The 21046-nt window shown below is 64.6% G+C and carries 22 protein-coding genes; 8 read left to right on the forward strand and 14 right to left on the reverse strand.

Annotated elements, in window-relative coordinates; translation table 11 throughout:
- Nucleotides 1–26: 26 nt before the first annotated feature.
- Genes IVB01_RS22460 through IVB01_RS22480 form a run of 5 tightly spaced genes read right to left on the reverse strand, consistent with a single transcriptional unit; the run spans nt 27 to nt 7181 of the window.
- Complete coding sequence (locus IVB01_RS22460; RefSeq protein WP_247280160.1) at nt 27–839, reverse strand: ABC transporter permease subunit; 813 nt, start codon at nt 837–839, stop codon at nt 27–29.
- Nucleotides 840–843: 4 nt separating this feature from the next.
- The gene (locus IVB01_RS22465; RefSeq protein WP_247280161.1) at nt 844–1758 is read right to left on the reverse strand and encodes an ABC transporter permease; all 915 of its coding nucleotides are present in this window, start codon (nt 1756–1758) and stop codon (nt 844–846) included.
- Nucleotides 1755–2927, reverse strand: coding sequence for an ABC transporter ATP-binding protein (locus tag IVB01_RS22470; RefSeq protein ID WP_247280162.1), 1173 nt, complete (start codon nt 2925–2927; stop codon nt 1755–1757). Before IVB01_RS22470 ends, IVB01_RS22465 begins: the two co-directional genes overlap by 4 nt.
- Before the next feature lie 52 nt (nt 2928–2979).
- Nucleotides 2980–4458, reverse strand: coding sequence for a glycerol-3-phosphate dehydrogenase (locus IVB01_RS22475; RefSeq protein ID WP_247494887.1), 1479 nt, complete (start codon nt 4456–4458; stop codon nt 2980–2982).
- A gap of 35 nt (nt 4459–4493) precedes the next feature.
- Complete coding sequence (locus tag IVB01_RS22480) at nt 4494–7181, reverse strand: EAL domain-containing protein (RefSeq protein ID WP_247472827.1); 2688 nt, start codon at nt 7179–7181, stop codon at nt 4494–4496.
- Between the two features lie 202 nt (nt 7182–7383).
- On the opposite strand from IVB01_RS22480, the gene IVB01_RS22485 reads away from it, so the two are divergent.
- Nucleotides 7384–8487, forward strand: coding sequence for an NAD(P)/FAD-dependent oxidoreductase (locus IVB01_RS22485; RefSeq protein ID WP_247280164.1), 1104 nt, complete (start codon nt 7384–7386; stop codon nt 8485–8487).
- 168 nt (nt 8488–8655) lie between these two features.
- Here IVB01_RS22485 and IVB01_RS22490 read toward each other — a convergent pair whose 3' ends face one another.
- Nucleotides 8656–8835: a DUF465 domain-containing protein gene (locus tag IVB01_RS22490; RefSeq protein WP_025034152.1), complete on the reverse strand. Its 180-nt coding sequence runs from the start codon at nt 8833–8835 to the stop codon at nt 8656–8658.
- A 330-nt stretch (nt 8836–9165) separates the two neighbouring features.
- On the opposite strand from IVB01_RS22490, the gene IVB01_RS22495 reads away from it, so the two are divergent.
- The 3 genes from IVB01_RS22495 (at nt 9166) to IVB01_RS22505 (ending at nt 9978) form a co-directional block, all read left to right on the forward strand.
- Nucleotides 9166–9372 (forward strand): DUF465 domain-containing protein, encoded by a 207-nt coding sequence (locus tag IVB01_RS22495; RefSeq protein WP_008546179.1) that lies wholly within the window; start codon nt 9166–9168, stop codon nt 9370–9372.
- A gap of 114 nt (nt 9373–9486) precedes the next feature.
- Entirely contained in the window at nt 9487–9705 is a 219-nt protein-coding gene (locus tag IVB01_RS22500) for a hypothetical protein (RefSeq protein ID WP_247280165.1), read from the forward strand.
- A gap of 21 nt (nt 9706–9726) precedes the next feature.
- Entirely contained in the window at nt 9727–9978 is a 252-nt protein-coding gene (locus tag IVB01_RS22505) for a hypothetical protein (protein ID WP_247280166.1), read from the forward strand.
- A gap of 2 nt (nt 9979–9980) precedes the next feature.
- Here IVB01_RS22505 and IVB01_RS22510 read toward each other — a convergent pair whose 3' ends face one another.
- On the reverse strand, nt 9981–10691 hold the full coding sequence (locus tag IVB01_RS22510) for a GGDEF domain-containing protein (protein ID WP_247280167.1): 711 nt from the start codon (nt 10689–10691) through the stop codon (nt 9981–9983).
- A gap of 141 nt (nt 10692–10832) precedes the next feature.
- On the opposite strand from IVB01_RS22510, the gene purE reads away from it, so the two are divergent.
- Nucleotides 10833–11321: a 5-(carboxyamino)imidazole ribonucleotide mutase gene (purE, locus tag IVB01_RS22515; RefSeq protein WP_247280168.1), complete on the forward strand. Its 489-nt coding sequence runs from the start codon at nt 10833–10835 to the stop codon at nt 11319–11321.
- On the forward strand, nt 11318–12424 hold the full coding sequence (locus IVB01_RS22520; RefSeq protein ID WP_247280169.1) for a 5-(carboxyamino)imidazole ribonucleotide synthase: 1107 nt from the start codon (nt 11318–11320) through the stop codon (nt 12422–12424). Before purE ends, IVB01_RS22520 begins: the two co-directional genes overlap by 4 nt.
- A gap of 34 nt (nt 12425–12458) precedes the next feature.
- Here the strand turns inward: IVB01_RS22520 and aqpZ are convergent, their stop codons facing one another.
- Nucleotides 12459–13181, reverse strand: a complete 723-nt coding sequence (aqpZ, locus tag IVB01_RS22525) for an aquaporin Z (protein WP_247280170.1) — start codon at nt 13179–13181, stop codon at nt 12459–12461.
- Nucleotides 13182–13443: 262 nt separating this feature from the next.
- Here aqpZ and rpsU point away from each other — a divergent pair, with 262 nt between their 5' ends.
- Both rpsU and IVB01_RS22535 read left to right on the forward strand, forming a co-directional pair.
- Complete coding sequence (gene rpsU / locus IVB01_RS22530; RefSeq protein WP_247280171.1) at nt 13444–13737, forward strand: 30S ribosomal protein S21; 294 nt, start codon at nt 13444–13446, stop codon at nt 13735–13737.
- A 255-nt stretch (nt 13738–13992) separates the two neighbouring features.
- Nucleotides 13993–14643 (forward strand): tetratricopeptide repeat protein, encoded by a 651-nt coding sequence (locus IVB01_RS22535; protein WP_247280172.1) that lies wholly within the window; start codon nt 13993–13995, stop codon nt 14641–14643.
- A 21-nt stretch (nt 14644–14664) separates the two neighbouring features.
- Here IVB01_RS22535 and IVB01_RS22540 read toward each other — a convergent pair whose 3' ends face one another.
- From IVB01_RS22540 to IVB01_RS22565, 6 genes are all read right to left on the reverse strand, one after another.
- The gene (locus tag IVB01_RS22540) at nt 14665–15627 is read right to left on the reverse strand and encodes a hypothetical protein (protein WP_247280173.1); all 963 of its coding nucleotides are present in this window, start codon (nt 15625–15627) and stop codon (nt 14665–14667) included.
- 93 nt (nt 15628–15720) lie between these two features.
- Entirely contained in the window at nt 15721–16005 is a 285-nt protein-coding gene (locus tag IVB01_RS22545) for a cupin domain-containing protein (RefSeq protein ID WP_247280174.1), read from the reverse strand.
- Between the two features lie 22 nt (nt 16006–16027).
- Nucleotides 16028–17125: an ionic transporter y4hA gene (locus IVB01_RS22550; protein WP_247280175.1), complete on the reverse strand. Its 1098-nt coding sequence runs from the start codon at nt 17123–17125 to the stop codon at nt 16028–16030.
- A gap of 49 nt (nt 17126–17174) precedes the next feature.
- Nucleotides 17175–18653 carry a sodium:proton antiporter gene (locus IVB01_RS22555; RefSeq protein WP_247280176.1) on the reverse strand — a complete coding sequence of 493 codons (1479 nt, stop codon included), beginning with the start codon at nt 18651–18653 and terminating at the stop codon, nt 17175–17177.
- The gene (locus IVB01_RS22560; RefSeq protein WP_247280177.1) at nt 18607–19404 is read right to left on the reverse strand and encodes an alpha/beta hydrolase; all 798 of its coding nucleotides are present in this window, start codon (nt 19402–19404) and stop codon (nt 18607–18609) included. Before IVB01_RS22560 ends, IVB01_RS22555 begins: the two co-directional genes overlap by 47 nt.
- Before the next feature lie 210 nt (nt 19405–19614).
- Nucleotides 19615–21012, reverse strand: coding sequence for an NAD(P)(+) transhydrogenase (Re/Si-specific) subunit beta (locus IVB01_RS22565; protein WP_247280178.1), 1398 nt, complete (start codon nt 21010–21012; stop codon nt 19615–19617).
- Between the last annotated feature and the right edge of the window lie 34 nt (nt 21013–21046).

Raw genomic sequence — 21046 nt, forward strand, 5'->3', positions numbered from 1 at the left:
GCAGTGCACCCGGAATGATGCCTTCGCTACAGCGGCGCCGCGCTCTCGCCCTGTGAGCTCGACAGTTTCGAGACGAGCGAGGCAATGACGATGACCACCGCGATCAGGGCGATCACCAGCGTGCAGATCGCGTTGATCTCCGGCTTCACCCCCAACCGCACTTCGGAGTAGATCCGGATCGGCAGCGTCGCCGAGCCGGGACCCGTGGTGAAGCTCGCGATCACGAGATCGTCCAGCGACAGCGTGAATGCCAGCATCCAGCCGGCGACGATCGCCGGCGCGATCAGCGGCAGCGTGACGGCCACGAACGCGCGGACGGGATCGCAGCCGAGATCCATCGCGGCCTCCTCCAGCGAGCGATCGAGCGAGCCGAGGCGGGACTGCACGACCACGGCGACGAAGCACATCGTCAGCGTGGTGTGGGCGATCGTCACCGTCCAGAAACCGCGCTCGGCGTTGAGCGCGACGAACAACAGCAGCAGCGACAATCCGGTGATCACCTCCGGCATCACCAGCGGCGCATAGAGCATGCCGGAGAACAGCGTACGTCCGCGGAAGCGTTCACCGCGCGACAGTGCGACCGCTGCGAGGGTGCCGAGTAGCGTGGCAATGGTTGCAGACGAGACCGCAACCCGCAGGCTCATCCAGGCCGCCTCGATCATGGCGCGGTCATTGAAGAACTCGTGATACCAGCGCAGCGACCAGCCACCCCACACCGTCACCAGACGCGAGGCGTTGAAGGAATAGATGACGAGGATGAGGATCGGCAAATAGAGAAACGCCAGCCCCAGCGCGAGCGAAGCGATGTTGAAGCGGGAGAGACGGGAGAGCTTGCGCATCGTATCAGCGCCCCTGTTCCAGTTGCCGCTTCTGGAGCCGCTCATATAGCAGAAGCGGTAGCAGCAGCATCACCAGCAGCACGATGGCCGCCGCGGACGCGACCGGCCAGTCCTTGTTGGTGAAGAATTCGAGCCAGAGGGTCTGGCCGATCATCAGCGAATTGGAGCCGGCGAGAAGATCCGGGATGACGAACTCGCCGACGATCGGAATGAAGCACAAGAGCACGCCGGCGCCGACGCCGGGCAGCGACAGCGGGAATGTGACGAGCCAGAACACCTGCCACGGCGGCGCGCCGAGATCGCCGGCCGCCTCCTCCAGCGCCCGCTCCATCTTGGCGAGCGTGGCATAGAGCGGCAGGATCATGAACGGCAAATAGGAATAGACGATGCCGATATACATCGCGCTGTCCGTGGAGAGCCACACCACGGGCTGGCTGACCAGATGCAGCGCCAGCAGGATCTGATTGAGCAGGCCATCGTGCTGGAGGATGTTGATCCAGGCATAGATGCGTATCAGGAACGAGGTCCAGAAGGGCACGATCACCAGCACCATCGCCACCGCCTGCCAGCGCTTCGGCAGCCGCGCCATGCCATAGGCGATGGGGTAACCGATCAGGAGCAGGAGCGCGGTCGCCGTGACCGCGACGATGAGACTGCGCGCATAAGCGAATACGTAGATGTCGTCGGAGATCAGCAGCCTGAAATTGTCAATCGACAACGCAGCAAGGGCCGTCTTCAGCGCTTCCCATCCCGCCGTCAGGTCGAACACGGGCTCGTAAGGTGGCTGAGCAATCGCCGTCTGCGACAGGCTGATCTTCAGCACGAAGCCGAACGGCACCAGGAAGAACAGCGCCATCCAGAGGTAAGGCGCGATGGCAGCAAAACGCGCCGGCCGCGCGAAGATACGGCGGGAGCTCATGACGACAGCACCACGCAGTCGTCGGGCGTAAACCAGGCGATGACTCTCTGGTTCACACTGTAGGCATCGACGTCGAGGCGCGCGCTGTTGACGACTGAAGCTTGCACCATTCCGCCGTCGTCGAGCTTCACCTTATAGGTGGTGGTGCCCCCGAGATAGCAGATGTCGGCGATCACGCCGTCCAGACTGTTGATCGCCGTTTCACGGCCGGCCTCAAACACCGGCCCGCGGCGTGAGAGCTTGACCTTCTCGGGCCGGATTGCGACCGACAGTTTCGTCTCGCTCACCGGCTCGCGCGGCTCCGCCGCTACCAGCGTGCCCGCTTCACGGGTGGCGATCACCAGGCGATGCCCGTCGCGCAGCCTGAACTCGCCGTCGAACAAATTGACGTCGCCGACGAACTCGGCGATCCAGCGCGAGCGCGGCGCCTCGTAAAGCTCGCGCGGGGTCGCGACCTGCGCCAGCTTGCCGGCGTTCATCACACCGATCCGGCTCGCCATCGTCATCGCCTCTTCCTGGTCGTGGGTGACGATGATGAAGGTCATGCCGAGCCGGCGCTGCAGCTCCATCAGCTCGGCTTGCGTGCTCTCGCGCAGCTTCTTGTCGAGCGCGGCGAGGGGCTCGTCGAGCAGCAGGAGCTGCGGTCGGCGGGCCAGCGCACGGGCGAGCGCGACGCGCTGGCGCTGGCCGCCGGAGAGCTGGTCGGGCTTGCGTTTCTCCAGCCCCCCGAGCTTCACCAGCGCGACCATCTCCGCAACGCGCGCGGCAATGTCGGCGCGCGCCATACCGGCGCGCTTCAGGCCGAAGGCGATGTTGTCTTGTGACGACAGATGCGGGAACAGCGCGTAGCTCTGGAACATCATGTTGATCGGACGCTCGTGCGGCAAGGCCTGCGCGATATCCTTGCCCCCGAGCAGGATGCGCCCCTCGTCCGGCGCCTCGAAACCGGCGAGCATGCGCAAGAGCGTGGTCTTGCCGCAGCCGCTCGGACCAAGCAGCGCGAAAAACTCGCCGGCCCTGATGTCGAGCGACACGCCGTCCACGGCACGGAACGTCCCGAAGTTCTTGGAGACGCCCTCAATGCGCAGCAACGGCTGCCCGGCCACCGGATGTTGATCTCCGCTGGCCGCATTCGCCGCGGCGTCTGTTCTGGGCAACTCGTCCGTCATGTTCCCTGCCAACCCCGATTCCGCCGCACGCTAGCGGCCGATCCTGCCTAGCTCAACCGGTTCGGGATGAATCGTTCACACCCGCCATGAACGCGGCCAGCGCGTCGCGATCCGCTGCGGGCATGGTCAGACCAAGCTTGGAACGGCGCCACAGGATGTCCTCTGGGAAGCGCGCCCATTCGTGGGTCATGAGATAGCGCACCTCGGCCCCCGTCAGCTCGGGACCGAAGGCGGGACCGAGCTCTTCACGGATCTTGGCCTCGCCGAGCACCGCCGCTAACCGCGAGCCGTAGGCGGCAACCAGCCGCTGGGCCTGCGGCTCCGAGAGAAAGCGCCACCGGTCGCGCGCGAGATCGACCTCGGTGTCAAAACGATTCCAGGCAAAATCCCCGCCGGGCAGCGCTGCGCCGGCGGTCCAGCGCGGCGACATCGGATAGAACCGCGCCAACTTCGTCACCGCCCTCTCCGCGCGCAGGCGCGACGTCGTAATGTCGCCGCCGAACATCGTGATCAACGGCGCCTTGCGCCGGCGCGCGTGGAACAGGGTCGTGCCATCACGTCTGCGTGCGGACGCCAGCGCCAGGTTGACGCCGGAGACCGTCCGGACCACGTCGGACGGGGTAACGCGCTCGCGGAAATAGCGGCTGGCCGCCTCGCAGAGATAGCTGATATCGGCCCCAGGCATCGCCACGATCGCGGGATCGCCGGTGAACTCACGCGTGACCGTGCCGATCAGGGTGAAGTCGCGCTCGAAGGGCCGGGCAAAGATCAGCCGTCCATCGTTGTTCTGCAAGACGTAGACGTTATCGGATTCGAACAGCCGCGGCACGATGATCTGGCTCATCTGCATGGCGGCCATGGCGAGCAACGGCTGCCGCAGCACAGTCTCCGCCACCACCGACGTCCAGGCCCCGGTCGCGTTGGCCAGTGCCCGGGCCGTGATCGTGCGGCGCTGGCCTCGATCGACCACCGCAAGCCGCCAGGCGTCGGTTCGATCGGCGCGGACGCAACGCGCGCCGGTCCGGATCACCGCGCCACGCTCGGCGGCATCGAGCGCCGTGACCACCACCAGGCGGGAATCATCGACGACGCAATCCGAATATTCGAACGCCATGCCGAACGGACGCTTCAGCGCGTTGCCAACCGGATGATGCGTGATGTCGAGGGTTGTCGCGACAGGCAGCCCGCTCCGGCTGGAGAGGCTGTCATAAAGGAATAGGCCGGCGCGCAGCAGCCATGGCGGACGTTCGTCCGAATGGGCGGGAATGACGAACTGCATCGGCCGGACCAGATGCGGCGCGATCCTGAGCCAGGTCCGCCGCTCCATCAGCGCCCGGCGCACCCGCCAGAACCCGCGCCGTTCCAGAACCGACAGATCGCCGTGGATCAGCCGCGGCGTCGCCGACGACGCCCCGGCGCCGAGATCGCCCTGCTCGAACAGGACGACCCGCAGACCACGGCCAGCCGCATCGCGCGCGAGGCTGACAGCGTTCAGGCCGCCGCCGATGATCGCAAGGTCGTAATCCGCCATGAGCCGACGAGAAGGAGCGAAGCGCCCCATCATCATTAGCCGGTCTTGAGCGCAAGCTCCATGACCTCAGCACGGCCGACGAGGCCGGCATATTTCCCGATCGGCAGGGGCTTGCCGAGCAGATAGCCCTGCACGCCGTCGCAGCCCTCCTTGGCAAGGAAGGCGAGCTGGTCGGTGGTCTCGACGCCCTCGGCGATGATCGACATTTCGAGGCCGTGGCCGAGATCGATCACGGCGCGCACGATTGCCGCCGATTGCGGGTTGCGGCCGAGATTGATGATGAAGGCTCGGTCGATCTTGATCTTGTCGAACGGGAACGCCTGGAGATAGCTCAGCGAGGAATAGCCGGTGCCGAAATCGTCCATGGAGATGCGCACGCCGAGCGCCTTCAGCCGGCGCAGCAGCGCAAGGCCTCGATCAAAGTCCTCGATCAGCACGCCCTCAGTGATCTCCAGCTCGAGCCGGCCGGGTGCAAGGCCGGTCTCGATCAGGATCGAATGGACGAGGCCAACCACGTCACCGTGCATGAACTGCGCCGGCGACAGATTGACGGCGACCTGGAGCGGTTTTGGCCAGGACGCCGCCTCACGGCAGGCCTCGCGCAGGATCCACTGGCCCATCTCGACGATCAGGCCGCTCTCTTCCGCGATCGGGATGAATTCGGCCGGCGAGACCTGGCCACGCACCGGATGCTGCCAGCGCGCCAATGCCTCGAAGCCGATGATCTCGCTCTCGGCGACGCTGTGGCCGGCGGCGCCCTGCGGCTGGAAGGCGAGCGAGAGCTCGCCCTTCTTGATCGCCATCGATAGGTCCTGGTGCAGCACGCGGCGATCGCGGATCTGCTGGTCCATCTCCGGCTGGTAGAGGCTGATCGTGCCGCGCGACTTCTGCTTGGCGCGGAACAGCGCCGCGCCGGCATTGGCAAGCAGCGAAGCGCCGTCGGCGCCATTGTGCGGGAAGACCGACATGCCAGTGGTGATACCGGCGCGAACCGGCCGGCCATCAATCTGGAATTCCCGGGCGACGGCTTCGCCGATCTGCTGCGCCAGCGCCATTCCGGCGTCCGGCTGCTTGCCGTCGATGATGAGACCGAATTCGTCGCCCGACAGGCGCGCCACCACGCCGCCGCGCGCGGAGTCCTGGAGCCGCTGGGCCACCTCGATCAGGAGCTTGTCTCCGAGCGCATGGCCGAAGACGTCGTTGACCTCCTTGAGGCCGTCGAGGTCCACGCACAGGACGGCAAACTCCTCGACCGTGCCTTCGCAGGCCTCGATCATCTGGGTCAGCGCCTGGAGGAAGGCGGCGCGGTTCGGCAGATCGGTGAGGCCGTCGTGATAGGCCATGTGCGCCATGCGCGACTCGGTCTGCCGGCGATCGGTGACGTCCTCATGGGTCTTGATCAGATATTGCGGCTCGCCGGCATCGCTCAACACGGTGGCGCGGCGTGTCAGGAACAGACGCAAGCCGTCCTTAGTGGAGATCGGATGCTCCTCGGTGATCATCCCGCGCTTCTTGATTGCGGCCTCGTCGCGCGCGATGATCAGCTTGGCTTCCTTGGGATTGAAGATATCCGCGGCAGTCAGGCCCGTGGCTTCCTCCCGCCTGCGGTTGAGAATCGTCTCGGCGCTGCGGTTGGCGAGCAAATAGCGGCCGTCCTTGACTTGCTCGACGATCAGCGCGACCGGAATGTTGTCGACCACGAGCTCGAGGAACTTCTTGGTGCTCTCCAGTTCCTGCGACAGCGAGCGGCGGTCGGTGATGTCCTCGAATACCAGCAGCAGGAATCCGGGCCTGTTGCTTTCATTGCGGACCGCGATCCGGATCGAGGCGACCATGCGCTGCTCCCCGCCACGCTCGACCTCGAAGTCGTTGCGGAATTGACCGTCCGGCGAGTTGAGCGCGGCCTGGTCGGTCGCCTCGATAGTGGCCGCCGAGGCGGGCGAAAACAACTCGCGCGCATTCTTGCCGACCACGTGATCCCGCGAGAAGCCCCAGAAGCGCTCATAGGCGGTGTTCGCGAAGATGTAGCGGCCGTCCTCGATGCTCTTCGCGGCAACACAGGCCGGCACATTGTCCAGCACGGTTTCCAGGAACTGCTTGGTGGAGGCGAGCTGTTGCGAAAGCCGCCGCTGTTCGCTGACGTCGAGATGCGTCGCCACCGAGCCGCCGTTCGGCAGCACGTAAAATTTCACCAGGATGGCCCGTCCATCCGGCAGCTCGGTGATCAAACCGTTGCTGCTTGCCGCCTTCTCGTAGAACTCGTCAACGGAGGCGCCGCCGAGCACCCCGCGCTTGCGTCGCAGCTCGAGGAGTTCGGAGCCGTTCATGTTGGCCCGGATATCCGACCGCGTCAGGCCATAGATCTCGAGATAGCGGTCGTTGCAGAAGATGACGCGCCGCTGCGCATCCGTCATCACCACGCCCTGGTTGAGATTGTTCATTGCCGAGGAGACGAAGGCATTGCGCCGCATCTGCGAACGCCTGGTCCGCCGCAGCGAGGAATGGATCCATAGCGCGATCGCGGCGAGGAACGAGCAGACGACGATGCTCGCGATCAGGACTTCCCAGATCACGTTGGGATCGAGCTTGGCGAGATCACTCGGAGCGGTGAAGCTGTCCGACAGCGCAAAGGCGTGCGCAGGGCCGACCGCGCCAGCCAGGCACACGACGGCCTGCACAGCAATCGGAAGCGCACTGCCCACGTGCCAGTTTTTCTCAGCCATCCGCCACCCGCGATTTCAACGCCGGATTGTCTGGCTTCGCGGGTTTGGATCGGGTAAACGCCTGTACGCGCAACGGAAAAATGTGACGCGAAACACGGCAATTGCCCTGACATGATAAATGCTTCCTTAACGGAAAACGGCCGCGCGCCGTCGCCTCAAGGCCCACTGCCACCGGCTCTCCCAACTGACGTCCTGCACGACCATGGATAGGGTCGATTGCGTCGTCATCGGAGCCGGCGTGATCGGGCTCGCGGTGGCTCGAAGGCTCGCTCAGGCCGGGCGCGAGGTCGTCGTGCTCGAGGAAGCCGAGGCCATCGGCACCGTCACCTCCTCGCGCAACAGCGAGGTGATCCATGCCGGCATCTACTACCGCGCCGGGAGCTGGATGGCGCGCATGTGCGTCGGCGGCAAGCAGGCGCTGTACCGCTACTGCGCTGAGCGCGGCATCCCGCACAAGAATTGTGGCAAGCTGATCGTCGCGACCAGCGCGAAAGAGACCGAGAAGCTGCAATCGATCAAGGCGCATGCCGAAGCCAACGGCGTGCTCGACATGCAACTGCTTTCGGGCGAGGCCGCACGCGCGCTGGAGCCGGCGCTCGCCTGCGACGCCGCACTGCTGTCGCCGTCGACCGGCATCATCGACAGCCACGCCTACATGCTCTCGCTACGCGGCGAAGCCGAGGAGGCCGGCGCGGCCTTCGCGTTCCACACGCCGCTGGTCCGTGCCAAGGCCGCCGCCGACGGCATCGAGATCGAGGCCGGCGGTGAGGCGCCGATGACGCTGCAATGCAGCCTTCTCGTCAACGCCGCGGGACTCTCGGCGACGAATGTGGCGCGTAACATCGACGGCATGCCGCTGGACCGGATTCCGCCGGCCTATCTCGCCAAGGGAAATTATTTCAGCTGCAGTGCCAGGGCGCCGTTCTCGCGCCTGATCTACCCGGTGCCCGAGCCCGGCGGGTTGGGGGTGCACCTGACGCTGGACATGGCAGGTCAGGCCCGCTTCGGCCCCGACGTCGAGTGGATCGAGACCATCAATTACGAGGTCGATCCGGCACGCGCCGAGCGCTTCTATCCCGCGATCCGCAAATACTGGCCGACGCTGCCCGACGGGGCGTTGATGCCGAGCTATTCTGGCATTCGCCCGAAGATCGTGCCGCCAGCGGTGGCGACGCAGGATTTTCTGATGCAGGGCCCGCGCGATCACGGCGTGGCAGGCTTGATCAACCTGTTCGGCATCGAATCGCCGGGACTGACGTCGTCGCTCGCAATCGCGGATCACGTCGCTGAGCTCGCGGACATCTAGAGCGTTTCGAGCAAAGCGGATACCGGTTTGCGTCAAGAAAATGCGTCGAAGCAAAAGGCTGACGCCGCACAAATTTGCACGACGCGCGCTCCTTGCAGCAGGGATGAGCGCAAAGGCGCTCATCCCTGCCTAAGGAGTACGATCAACTCTACGCTGTTGCGGGGATCACTAGTGGAGCGTGTCGCCTTGCTTCAGACGCTCGATCTGGTCCTTGACCATCAACTTCCGGCGCTTCAACTCAACAATTTGCAGGTCGTCTGTTGAAAGGTGCACGAGAGCTTCGTGCAATTCGTTTTCGAGAAGTTTGTGCTTCCGTTCCAATTCAACAAGATGTGCCTGAATTGTCATTCGAAACCTCCTCGGTAGGGTTGAACCTCAGGATTCGATCCGGACGAGGGAAGTCTACATCACCGATTCGTTCTGTCGATGGGTATCCGTGGTTGCGCCGTCATTTTTGAAAATTCATATGTAACGAAGCGTGAGTAAGGGAACCACGCAGAAAAAATCCATGATATCAATGCGCTTGCGCAGCGCCGCGGCGACCCGCAGAAATATGTTGCGGAAGATCGGCGGCCGGCGGCCGCAGATCGCTTGCGGTCACGCCGCGCAAGGACGATAATTTCCACAGGGCATCCACAGCCCAGATCTCACGGCTATCGGTTTTCGGCCACCGCAGACATGACCAATGAAGACGAGCGTGAGCTCGAAGCCGAGCTCACCCGGTTGCAGCAGGAACACCGAGACCTCGATGCGGCGATCGATGCACTGCATCAGTCGCCCGCCCCCGACCTGTTGCGGTTACAACGGTTGAAGAAGCGCAAGCTGTTGTTGCGCGACCGCATCGCCTTCATCGAAGACCAGATCACGCCCGACATCATCGCCTGATCCGCAAGGCGGCCTTGCCGCGGCTTGCGGGTGCGTGAATCTGCTTGACTCAACGAGAACAAAATAGGAACATTCTGCCTTCCAACGCCCCAGGAAACGCCAAGGACAACGCAGATGTCGGCAACCGCCCTTCTCGACAACAGCCATTATGAACAGGCCTGCGATCAGGCGATCGCGATGTGCGACGGCAATCTGCGCAGCACCATCAAGGCGCTGATCATGGCCAATGAATATCTGGAAGCCGAGCTGGAGGAATTGCAGGCGGCGATTTCCGCCGGCTGCGTTCCGGAGATCTCGCCCGGCAAGATGCGAAGCAAAAGCAGCGCCGCCTGAGTTCAACATCGGAGCAACGCCATGTCGGATGTAACCTACTACGTTGCAATGCCCTTCCTGATCGATGCTGACGGATCGCCCGTCGCGGGCGCCGCAGAGGAGTGCCAGAGCTCGACGGCCGCGTTGCGGCGCGCCGAAATCCTATCGCGCGGCGCTGGTCACATCGGCGCGATCGCGTTCAGCCGCAGCGGCGATCCCATGACCGGCGAATTCGGCGACGCCACATTGCTGCGCAAGTTCGGCAATGTGCCACAAGATCTCACCGCGCTGTAGGATTAGCTCCCGGCCAACCTGGTCCGCGGCTCGTGCCGCCGGCACGCCTTGCGCACATACATGGCGGCATCGGCTTCCTCGAGGGCGCGGCCAGCGTCGGACTGCGCCCCCAGCAACGCGACGCCGGCGGAGGCGCCCGCAGCCACGTGCTGGCCCCGAAAGGTGAAGGACAATTCGTCGATCGCCTGCTCGAACGAGGCGGCCTTCGCTTTGGCGTCGGTCTCGCTGAGATTCCACAGCAGCAGCGCGAACTCGTCGCCGCCAAGACGGCCGACCACGTCCGAGGCGCGGACCTGCCGCGTCAGGGTCGCGGCAATCGCCTTGAGCACTTCGTCGCCGGCGGCGTGTCCGAAGGAATCGTTGATCGGCTTCAGCCGATCGACGTCGAGCACGATCAGCGCGCCGCTGGCGCGGTAGCGCTTCATGTAGGCGATGGCGCGGTTGAGCTCGCGCTCGAAGCCGCGCCGGTTCGGAATCTCGAGCAGGAAATCGGTGTCAGCGGCCGCTTCGAGCTCCGCGACCCGCCGCTCCGCCGCCTTCAGCTTGCTCCGCAAGCCGCGGATGGTCGCCTTGATGCTTTCCGTGGCGCCATTGGCCTGCGTTCGGCGCCGCGACGGTCTGGCCGGAGGCTTGGCAGCGGCTTTGGAACGGCTGGCGCTGGTCTTCCGGCCCTTTTCGGCCTTCGCAGCACTCGCCCTTTTTGGTTTCTTCATGGGCATCCTGCTCAATGAAGGCTTGCGGGGATTCACCAAGACAGGATAGTGCATTCCCTTCTCCTTGCCACCGCCTTGCGAGCCGCCGGCCGGAACCTTTAATCTGGCCTATCTTTCTGTTTTCCGGGCACAATTGACGTCATGACCGCGCCGATCGCCATCATCATGGGAAGCCAGTCGGACTGGGACACGATGCGGCATGCCGCCGACACGCTTGCCGCGCTCGGCGTCGCCGCCGACACCCGCATCGTTTCGGCCCATCGCACGCCCGATCGCCTGTTTGCCTTCGCCAAAGGCGCCAAGGCGGCGGGATACAAGGTCATCATCGCCGGCGCTGGCGGCGCCGCGCATCTGCCCGGCATGGCGGCGGCGCTGACGGAGCTGCCGGTGTTCGGCGTGCCCGTCGAATCGAAGACGCTCAAAGGCCTCGATTCGCTGTATTCGATCGTTCAGATGCCCGCGGGTATCCCGGTGGGCACCCTCGCCATCGGCAAGGCCGGCGCGATCAACGCCGCGCTGCTGGCAGCTTCCGTGCTGGCGCTGTCCGATCCCGCCCTGTCCGGTCGCCTTGCCGCCTGGCGCAAGGCGCAGACCGAGGCAGTTGCCGAGCGCCCGGAGGACAAGGCGTGACTGACGCAAAGCAGGTGACGCTGAAGCCGGGCGACACCATCGGAATCCTCGGCGGCGGACAATTGGGCCGGATGCTGGCGATGGCTGCGGCGCGGCTCGGGCTGCGCTGCCAGGTCTTCTCGCCCGATCCGGACTCGCCGGCCTTCGACGTTGTCCTCAATGCAACCTGCGCCGAATATGCCGATGTCGAGGCGCTCGAGCTGTTCGCCAACGACGTCGACGTCATCACCTACGAATTCGAGAACGTGCCGGCGGCCGCCGCGATGGTGCTGGACGCGCGCCGCCCGGTGCTGCCCAACCGCAAGATCCTCGAGACCACCCAGGATCGATTGGCCGAGAAGGATTTTGTCACCCGGCTCGGCATCGGCACCGCCGCTTACGCCGACGTCACCTCGGTGGCTTCGTTGCGCGAGGCGATCGTCGGGATCGGCCTTCCAGCCGTGCTTAAAACCCGCCGCTTCGGTTATGACGGCAAGGGCCAAGCCATCATCCGCGAGGGCGACGATATCGCCAAGGTGTGGACCAGTCTCGCCACCAAATCGGCGATCCTGGAGGCATTCGTGCCCTACGAGCGCGAGATTTCCGTGATCGCCGCCCGCGCGGCGACGGGTCAGGTCGAGTGCTTCGACGTCACCGAGAATGAGCACCGCGACCACATTCTCAAGATATCGCGCGCGCCCGCACCGATCGCGGACTCGCTCGCCGAAGAAGCGCGCAGCATCGCCAGCAAGATCGCCAGCGCGCTCGACTATGTCGGCGTGCTCGCCGTCGAGATGTTCGTGCTCACCAATGGCACCGGACCGAAGGTGCTGGTCAACGAGATCGCTCCGCGCGTGCACAATTCCGGACACTGGACGCTGGACGGCGCGTCCGTGTCGCAATTCGAGCAGCACATCCGCGCCATCGCCGGCTGGCCCCTCGGCAAGCCCGTGCGCCACGGCGAATGCGTCACCATGACCAATCTGATTGGCGACGAGATCAATGACTACGACAAGTGGCTGACGGTTCCTGGCGCCACGGTGCACATCTACGGCAAGGGCGCGCCGCGCCCCGGCCGCAAGATGGGACACGTCACCGAAGTCAGGCCGACAAAAGCCAAATGAGGGGACCGCAGCAATCGCTGCGATCCCCTTGCGATCACGCCGTCTTTGCGCCCGCGACGACACCTGTAGGCTCCTCGCTGAGCCAGCGGTAGATCACCCCGCCTAGCGCGCCGCCGATCAATGGCGCGACCCAGAACAGCCAGAGCTGCGACAGCGCCCAGCCGCCGACGAACAGCGCGGGGCCGGTGCTGCGCGCCGGGTTCACCGAGGTGTTGGTGACGGGGATACTGACGAGATGGATCATCACCAGCGCGAGCCCGATCGCGAGCGGCGCGAAGCCCGCGGGCGCACGGCCATGGGTGGCGCCCATGATGATGAACAGGAACATCATGGTCATCACCACTTCGGTGAGGAAGCACACGATCATGCTGTACTGGCCGGGCGAATGCGCGTCATAGCCGTTCGACGCGAAGCCCTTGGTGACGTCAAATCCGGGCGCCCCGCTCGCGATGACATAGAGCAGCGACGCGGCAACGATGGCGCCCGCCACCTGTGCGATCACATAGGGCAGGATCTGGCCGGCCGGAAAACGGCCACCGGCAGCGAGGCCGACCGTGACGGCCGGATTGAGGTGGCAACCCGAGATGTGGCCGATCGCATAGGCCATGGTGACGACGCTCAGCCCGAACGCCAGCGACACACCGACCAGTCCGATGCCGACCTGGGGAAAGCCGGCGGCAATGACGGCGCTGCCGCAGCCTGCGAATGTGAGCCAGAAAGTGCCGATGGCTTCGGCGGCGTATTTTTTCATGTCCATGTGTCGTCCCCTGATTTCAAGTTTCCGGAACAAAGCTCCGGAAACGACCCCGCCATGGACGTCAAATCGCCCAAATCGGGGCCGCACAGAGGTATTTTCGCCGCATTTAGTGGCCGAAATTGGCCCGAAACCCCGCTTGGCCGGTGGACATCTGCAGTTTTGTCTGATACATCCGCGCGCTCAAGGTTAAGGGCTTGCGCGTTTTGCCATCCCCTTAATTCTTACCAGAATTCAAATCCGATCCACCTGAAGAGGATGCCGCGTGCAGGTTCTCGTCCGCGATAACAATGTCGATCAAGCCCTCAAGGCGCTGAAGAAGAAGATGCAGCGCGAGGGAATTTTCCGCGAGATGAAGCTCCGCGGTCATTACGAGAAGCCGTCCGAGAAGAAGGCCCGCGAAAAGGCCGAAGCCGTGCGCCGCGCACGCAAGCTGGCCCGCAAGAAGCTGCAGCGCGAAGGCCTGCTGCCGATGAAGCCGAAGCCGGTGTTCGGCGCAGGTCCGGGCGGTGATCGTGGCGGTCGCGGCCCGGGTGCAGGTCCGCGCGGACCGCGCTGATCTAGCGGATCTTGCAAGACTTTAGTCTTCGATAACGCGGGCCCCTGGCCCGCGTTATTGTTTTGAGCGGTGCCTATTCTGGGACAGGGGCGCCACCGATGCGGCACTAAAGCACGATGAGATTGGGATTGAACGTCATCGCGCTTTGGTTTGTTGTTTGAGCATGATCTCCGCGCAAACGCATTTCCGCGTTTGTCGCGAGGGAGAACCGCTTTACATTTTTTCGGACCATGCTCTAGCGCGAGCGAACCGTAGATGGCCTCCCCTTTCCCCGAGCGCAGCTTGGCGCGGCTACGCCAGATCTGGCAGCAACCGTTCGTGTTGGCTTTGATCGGGATTGCGCTGTGCAGCTGCTCCTTCGATCTGGGATCGCTGATGCCGGAGAAGGAGAAGCCTCAGGAGGCGCCGAAGGCGATCGCGACCGCCGAAAGCGCGGTCAGCGCCGGCAACGTCAGCGAAGCTCAGGCGCACACGGCAAAGGCCCAATCCTTGGCGAAGTCAGGCGAGGCCGCAGCTGCGCTCGACGAATTCAATCGCGCGGTCGGGCTCGATCCCTACAACGCGCAGGCGCTCTATGGCCGTGCCTTGATCTATCAGGGCAATAACCAGCACGATTTCGCAATCGCCGATTTCAGCGCTGCGAGCGGGCTCAACCCGCAGAAGGTCGAGCCACTGCTCGGCCGCGCCACCAGCTATCTCGCGCTCGGCAAGATCAAGGAAGCCGCAGCCGATCTGGACGAGGCCTCCGAGTCCGATCCGCACAACGCCCAGGTCTGGACCACCCGCGGACAGGCCTATGAGCGGCTGGGCGACAGGGCCAAGGCAGCGGCGTCCTACACCAAGGCGGTCTCGCTTCGCCCACGCGACGATGCCGCCCGCAGCGGCCTCGCCCGGGTCGGCGGCTGACAGCGCGGCTCAGATGCCGTCCTAATCGGGAGTGGCGGGTTTTGGCAAAACGGCGTGGAACATCGACTTCACGCCGGACAGCATCTCATCGGCGACATTGGTCTTCGGCCGCCGCATGGTCGTGGTCGCGGCGGCGTCGGCGCGCAGATCGAGCGGCGGTGCGATCACCGGCACGGGAATGTCAGCCGGCGGCGTGATCCGATTCGGGTCGTCATTTCCGACCGAGGCCGTGTAAGGCGGGTTGAGCGGCGACGAGCCGCTATTGCCATAGGCCTCGGGTGACGGCGTCGACACGGTGATCGGCGGCGGCAGCGGACGCACCGTGGACGGCTCCGCGGTGATCACACGCGGCGCCTCCGGGGTACGGGTTGCTTCCCGTATCGCAGGCTCTGCCGGCCTTTCAGCCGGCTTGGTCTCGGAAGACTTGGTCTCGGAAGACTTGGTCTCGATTGATTTGGCCTCAGCGGCTTTGCCCTCAGGCGACTTGCGCAGACGCTCGATCGCGGCACGCACGAGATCGTTGGCGTCGGGGGCCGCGGCCGGGGAAGCCGCAGCCGGCGCCGAATTGGCCTCCACCATCGGGGCGGTGGCGGGAACCGCAGCAGCCGGAGCGGACTTGGCGGCCGCCTTTTCGCGCGCGGCGGTGCGGCCGCGCGGGCTGGTCTCGGCGGGAGCAACGTCTGCGGCCTTGGTCTCGGCAGAAGGCTGATGATCGGCAGGTTTCTCGGCCGCCGGCTTGTCCGCAGCGTTCTTCTCGGAGACGCTCTTCTCGGAGACACCCTTGGCCTTGACGCCGGGCGCGGGAAGGCTGGCGGTATCCGCCGGCTTGCCCTCACTGCCAGCCTGGGCAGGCACCGCCACGGCCGCAGGAGTATCGGGTGCGGGCTTGGCATTGATGTAGTGATTAACGATGTAAGCCCCGATGATCGTCGCGAGCACCGAGGGGAAAATATCCATCGAGATTTTAGCGAGGTATTTCAGCATTTCTCGGCCACTCCCCGCGCGATCTGATGCGGGAACTTTGGGGCATTGTGAGGGATCAACTGCGACGGATCGATGGCAAACAGCAACGCCAACCTACGGTTTTAGCTCGACTTCAAGGAACACGATCTCGGTTGAGGTTTCGTTAAGTACGTCATGCTGGACGCCAGCCTTGCGGAAATAGGATTTCCCGGCCGCAAGCTGCGCCTTGGATCTCTCGCCGCCGGGCGCCACGATGGTCATCTCCCCCGCCACCACGGGTACAATCACATAGTCCATGCCGTGCGTGTGATGCCCGGTGGCGCTCCCCGGCGCAAGTCGCCACTCGGTCACGCGGACCTGCGCGTTGTCGACCTGAACCTCGGACTGGGCGGCAAGCATCGGGAACTCTCCTTGTCGCGCTTCAGGGCACGAAGACCATGAACACGTAGACGGCAAATACCACCATGTGGACCAGACCGAACAGGACATTGGTCCTCCCGGTGCCGAACGTCAGCATGCTCAAGAAGAAGGTGAGGAGCAAGAGCACGCTGCCCTGGGCGTTGAGGCCGAGTTCGAGCTCCTTGTCGAGCGCGTAGGTGGCGACGCCGACGGCCGGGATGGTCAGCCCGATGGTCGCGAGTGACGATCCGAGCGCGAGGTTAATGCTCTTCTGGAGGTCGTTCTTGCGGGCAGCCGCGATGGCCGCGACGCCCTCGGGCAGCAGGATCAGGAGCGCGACCAGAAGGCCGGCGAAGGCCGGCGGCGCGCCGATCCTGGCGCCCACGGCATCGACCACCAGCGAGAATTTCTTGGCGAGCAGCACGACCGCCAGAAGTGAGACCAAGAGCAGCGCCACGGTGAGCGCGAGCGCCCCACTTGACAGGTGCACCTCCCCGCCCTCGCCCTGCGCCCGTTCATGAACGAAGTAATCCTTGTGCAGGACGGTCTGGGTGTAGAGAAACACCGCATAAAGCGCGAGCGTGACCACGTCGACGAAACCGAGCTGAACCGCCGAATAGACCGGCCCGGGCGTGGTGGTGGTGTAGTTCGGCATGATCAGCGTGATGGTGGCAAGCGCAAACAGGACGCTGAGATAGACGTTGGCCCCGGAGAGCTGGAAACCCTGCTCGCGATAACGCAGACCGCCGATGAAGATGCAGAGCCCGACGAGGCCATTGCAGACGATCATGACCACGGCGAACACGGTGTCGCGCGCGAGCGCCGGGGCGGGCTTGTCGCCCAGCATGATCGTGGTGATCAGCGCCACTTCGATGATGGTCACCGAGAGCGTCAGCACCAGCGTGCCATAGGGTTCGCCGACCCGCTCAGCGATCACTTCGGCATGATGAACCGCGGAAAATACGGTGCCGAACAGGATGATCAGAAGGACAATGGCGAAGACGAGCCCGCCGAGCGACAGCGTGAACACGTAGTCCGTCGCGCTAACAGCCGCGAACAACAGCACGGCCAGCGCCGGGAAGGTCCAGGCCGACCGGGGCATCGGGTTATGTGCGCTCATCCACCGCTTCCATTTGCTGGCATGAGCAGTAGCAAATCAGGCGTGAGATTCAATGCCAGTGCAGGATCGGCGCGACCGGCAGCAGCGTCAGCAGCAGGAACAGCGGAATCAGCACGGCGCCGGCGCGCAGCATATAGCCGAAGAAGCTCGGCATCTCGATGCCGTTCTCGCTGGCAATGCTGCTCACCATGAAGTTCGGCGCATTGCCGATATAGGTGAGCGCACCCATGTAGACCGCACCCATGGAGATCGAGGCGAGCGTACCCGAGAGTTCATGCATTAGCACTTGCGGGTCGCCGCCGGCGAGTTCGAAGAACAACAGATAGGTCGGCGCATTGTCGAGGAACGCCGACATCAGGCCGGTGAACCAGAAATAGGCGACTTCGCGCGGCGCACCGTCCGGCGCCGTCACCGCCGACAACAGCCAGGCGAAGGCACCGTGATGGCCGGCATTGAGCATGGCAATGACGGGAATGATCGCGACGAAAATGCCGGCGAACAGTTTCGCGACCTCGCGGATCGGCTCCCAGGTGAAGCCGTTGGCCAGTCTGTGCTCGTCCGGCGTCAGCCAAACCGACAAGGCCGCAATGGCCAGCAGCACCAAATTGCGGACGACGTCCTCCAATTGCAGCTTGGTGCCGAGAATGTCGAAGGCAATGCCGGGCTTCCACATCGCCGACGCCAGCAGGCTCGCGACGATGGCCGCGATCAGCACCAAATTGACAAGGCCGCGGATGCGCAGCGGCTCCCCGCAACCTGTGTCGCCGGGCGGCGACTCGCTGCGGAAGCGCCTGACGTCGATGGCGACGAAGATGGCGAGCAGCAGTCCGGCCACGATTGCGGTCTGCAACCAGATGGTACGCGTGGTCCAGAAGAAATCGACGCCATGCAGGAAGCCGACGAACAGCGGGGGATCGCCGAGCGGGCTCAGCGCGCCGCCGACATTGGCAACCAGGATGACGAAGAAGATGACGACATGGGTATTGTGGCGCCGCAGCCGGTTGGCGCGGATCAAGGGACGGATCAGGATCATCGCGGCCCCCGTGGTGCCGACAATGCTCGCCCCCAATGTGCCGAGCGCGAGGATGCCGAAATTGGTCGCCGGCGTGGCCTTGATGTCGCCGGTGATGAGGATGCCGCCGGCCACGACATAGAGCGAGAACAGCAGCACGATGAAGCCGAGATATTCGGCGAGCATGGCGTGAACGAGCGCCGCCAGCGTTGCCATGCTCCCGGCAAAGATGACGAGCGCGGCGAGTGCCAGCAGCGACCAGGCCGCGGCGATCTTGCCGTAGTGATGATGCCAGATTTTTGGAAACAGCAGCGGACCCAATGCGATCGATAGCAACAGGCCGGCAAAGGGTAGCGCATAGGGCCAGCGCATGGCAGCACCATCGAGCCCGGTCGCTGCCCATGCGTGTTGCGGCGATAACGCGAGGATCGCGGCGAAGGCCAGGCGCCAGGGCCACGTGACGAACTGCTTAGGATTCAATGAAGCGCCTTGCCGTTTCGATCGCACCGAAAGCATCGAGATTGTCGTGTCCGCCGCCCGCGAAGCGAACGAACTGCTTGGGTCCGCGGGCGAGCGCAAACAGACGCTCTCCGAACACGATCGAAATGACAAGGTCATTGGTGCCATGCATGATCAGCAGCGGCACCGTGACGCGCGCGATCCGCTCGTCGGAGCGAAACGGGTCGCGCATCAGGAGGCGCACCGGCACGAACCGGAACGCCGATGCGGCGATATCGACCGCCGAGGTATAGGGCGCCTCCAGGATCAGCTTGCCGATCGGATGCTCGGATGCGAGCGCGACGGCCACGCCGGTGCCGAGCGAAAAGCCCCAGGCGACGATCCGTTCCGCGGCATAGCGCCCCGACGTGAAATCGTAGGCAGCTGCGGCATCGCGCAGCAAACCCTCCTCACTCGGCGCACCGCTCGAGCCGGCATAGCCGCGATAGGACAGCGCGACGAGGCCGGTGCCGTCGGCCGTCATCGCCCTGAAGCGGCTGACGCGACCGGCGAGAAAATCGCCATTGCCCGGAAAATACAGGATCACGGGACGGCCACGCTTCGCCGGCACGTGCCAGACGATGACCTTCTCGCCGTCCGACGTGGTCAGGACATGCTCTTCCGCCTCGGGAAGGCCCGCGGCATCGGGTGCGGTGCGACCGGCGGGCGGGATCGGAAACATCATCTGGCGCTGCCGGACATACAGCACGAGGAGACCGGCGCAATAGACGGCCGCGAGCAGGATGGCGATCCACTTGACGATGGTCATGATACGCGGCCGGCCTTTCGGCTCACGGCTTGCGACGGCTCCGCAGCAATTTCATGACATGGGGCCGGAGGCTGGCCGGAACATCGCGGCAGCGGCACGCCGCCTTGCGGGCGGCCTGCCGGCTGCACGCTGCGCGCGCATCGCTTTGGGAGGCATGCGACGGGACCGGTGCCATTCCTTTGTTGATGGCCACGGTCCGTTTGCTTCCGCCTACATCGCCTTGACGATGTTCTCGGTGACCTTCTTGGCGTCGCCGAGCAGCATCATGGTGTTGTCGCGATAGAACAGCGGATTGTCGATGCCGGCATAGCCGGAGGCGAGCGAGCGCTTGATAAACATCACGGTGCCGGCCTTCCAGACCTGGAGCACGGGCATGCCGTAGATCGGTGAGGTCTTGTCCTCTTCGGCGGCCGGGTTGGTAACGTCGTTGGCGCCGATCACGAAGGCGATGTCGGCCTGCGCGAATTCGGAGTTGATGTCCTCGAGCTCGAACACCTCGTCATAGGGCACGTTGGCTTCGGCGAGCAGCACGTTCATGTGGCCGGGCATGCGGCCGGCGACCGGGTGAATGGCATATTTCACCTCGACACCTTCCTTCTTCAGGATGTCGGCCATCTCGCGCAGCGCGTGCTGGGCCTGCGCCACCGCCATGCCGTAGCCGGGCACGATGATGACCTTGGAGGCGTTCTTCATGATGAAGGCAGCATCGTCGGCCGAGCCGAGCTTGGCGGGCTTCTGCTCGCCCGTACCGCCGCCGGCCGCAGCGGTCTCGCCGCCGAAGCCGCCGAGGATGACCGAGATGAAGGACCGATTCATCGCGTGGCACATGATGTAGGACAGGATCGCGCCCGAGGAGCCGACCAGCGCGCCGGTGATGATCAGCGCGGAATTGCCGAGAGTGAAACCGATGCCGGCAGCGGCCCAGCCGGAGTAGGAGTTCAGCATCGAGATCACGACCGGCATGTCGGCGCCGCCGATCGGGATGATCATGAGCACGCCAAGCACCAGGGCGAGGATGACGATCAGCCAGAAGTCGAGCGCGCTGCCGGTCAGCACGAGGCCGACGATAAAGAACACCAGCGCCACGGCGAGCGCGATGTTGATGACGTGGCGGAACGGCAGGATGATCGGCGCGCCGCTCATGCGTGCGGAGAGCTTCAGGAAGGCGATCACCGAACCGGTGAAGGTCAGCGCGCCGATGGCGACGCCGAGCGACATCTCGACCAGGCTCTGCGGATGGATGTTGCCGGGAGTGCCGATGTCGAAGGCCTCGGGCGCGTAGAACGCGCCGGCGGCGACCAGCACCGCGGCCATGCCGACCAGCGAGTGGAAGGCGGCGACCAGTTCCGGCATCGAGGTCATCGGCACGCGGCGGGCGATCACGGCGCCGATCGCGCCACCGATGGCGATACCGAGGATCACGAGGATCCAGGCGACGCCGTCCGCAGGCGGATGGCTGGCGAGGGTGGTCGCAACCGCGATGCCCATGCCGATCATGCCGAACAAATTACCCTGGCGCGACGTCGCCGGGCTCGACAGCCCGCGCAGCGACAGGATGAACAGCACCCCCGCCACGAGATACAAGAATGCAGAGAGATTGGCGTTCATCTCAGGTCCCCATCTGTCCCTTCAGCCCGAGGTG

Origin of the sequence: Bradyrhizobium sp. 164 (genome assembly GCF_023073715.1) — a bacterium.
Lineage (GTDB): Bacteria > Pseudomonadota > Alphaproteobacteria > Rhizobiales > Xanthobacteraceae > Bradyrhizobium.

Excerpts from the sequence above, each read along its gene's own strand:
- IVB01_RS22545 (WP_247280174.1), bottom strand. The coding sequence starts at position 16,005 with ATGCTTGCCGCCCAGTCCGAGGTTCAGGTCGACAACGCGCAGGTCCGC.
- IVB01_RS22485 (WP_247280164.1), top strand. The coding sequence starts at position 7,384 with ATGGATAGGGTCGATTGCGTCGTCATCGGAGCCGGCGTGATCGGGCTC.
- IVB01_RS22490 (WP_025034152.1), bottom strand. The coding sequence starts at position 8,835 with ATGACAATTCAGGCACATCTTGTTGAATTGGAACGGAAGCACAAACTT.
- IVB01_RS22505 (WP_247280166.1), top strand. The coding sequence starts at position 9,727 with ATGTCGGATGTAACCTACTACGTTGCAATGCCCTTCCTGATCGATGCT.
- purE (WP_247280168.1), top strand. The coding sequence starts at position 10,833 with ATGACCGCGCCGATCGCCATCATCATGGGAAGCCAGTCGGACTGGGAC.
- IVB01_RS22465 (WP_247280161.1), bottom strand. The coding sequence starts at position 1,758 with ATGAGCTCCCGCCGTATCTTCGCGCGGCCGGCGCGTTTTGCTGCCATC.
- IVB01_RS22495 (WP_008546179.1), top strand. The coding sequence starts at position 9,166 with ATGACCAATGAAGACGAGCGTGAGCTCGAAGCCGAGCTCACCCGGTTG.
- IVB01_RS22565 (WP_247280178.1), bottom strand. The coding sequence starts at position 21,012 with ATGAACGCCAATCTCTCTGCATTCTTGTATCTCGTGGCGGGGGTGCTG.
- IVB01_RS22510 (WP_247280167.1), bottom strand. The coding sequence starts at position 10,691 with ATGAAGAAACCAAAAAGGGCGAGTGCTGCGAAGGCCGAAAAGGGCCGG.
- IVB01_RS22550 (WP_247280175.1), bottom strand. The coding sequence starts at position 17,125 with ATGAGCGCACATAACCCGATGCCCCGGTCGGCCTGGACCTTCCCGGCG.
- IVB01_RS22480 (WP_247472827.1), bottom strand. The coding sequence starts at position 7,181 with ATGGCTGAGAAAAACTGGCACGTGGGCAGTGCGCTTCCGATTGCTGTG.
- aqpZ (WP_247280170.1), bottom strand. The coding sequence starts at position 13,181 with ATGGACATGAAAAAATACGCCGCCGAAGCCATCGGCACTTTCTGGCTC.
- IVB01_RS22500 (WP_247280165.1), top strand. The coding sequence starts at position 9,487 with ATGTCGGCAACCGCCCTTCTCGACAACAGCCATTATGAACAGGCCTGC.
- IVB01_RS22460 (WP_247280160.1), bottom strand. The coding sequence starts at position 839 with ATGCGCAAGCTCTCCCGTCTCTCCCGCTTCAACATCGCTTCGCTCGCG.
- IVB01_RS22475 (WP_247494887.1), bottom strand. The coding sequence starts at position 4,458 with ATGGCGGATTACGACCTTGCGATCATCGGCGGCGGCCTGAACGCTGTC.
- IVB01_RS22560 (WP_247280177.1), bottom strand. The coding sequence starts at position 19,404 with ATGACCATCGTCAAGTGGATCGCCATCCTGCTCGCGGCCGTCTATTGC.
- IVB01_RS22540 (WP_247280173.1), bottom strand. The coding sequence starts at position 15,627 with ATGCTGAAATACCTCGCTAAAATCTCGATGGATATTTTCCCCTCGGTG.
- IVB01_RS22555 (WP_247280176.1), bottom strand. The coding sequence starts at position 18,653 with ATGCTTTCGGTGCGATCGAAACGGCAAGGCGCTTCATTGAATCCTAAG.
- IVB01_RS22470 (WP_247280162.1), bottom strand. The coding sequence starts at position 2,927 with ATGACGGACGAGTTGCCCAGAACAGACGCCGCGGCGAATGCGGCCAGC.
- IVB01_RS22535 (WP_247280172.1), top strand. The coding sequence starts at position 13,993 with ATGGCCTCCCCTTTCCCCGAGCGCAGCTTGGCGCGGCTACGCCAGATC.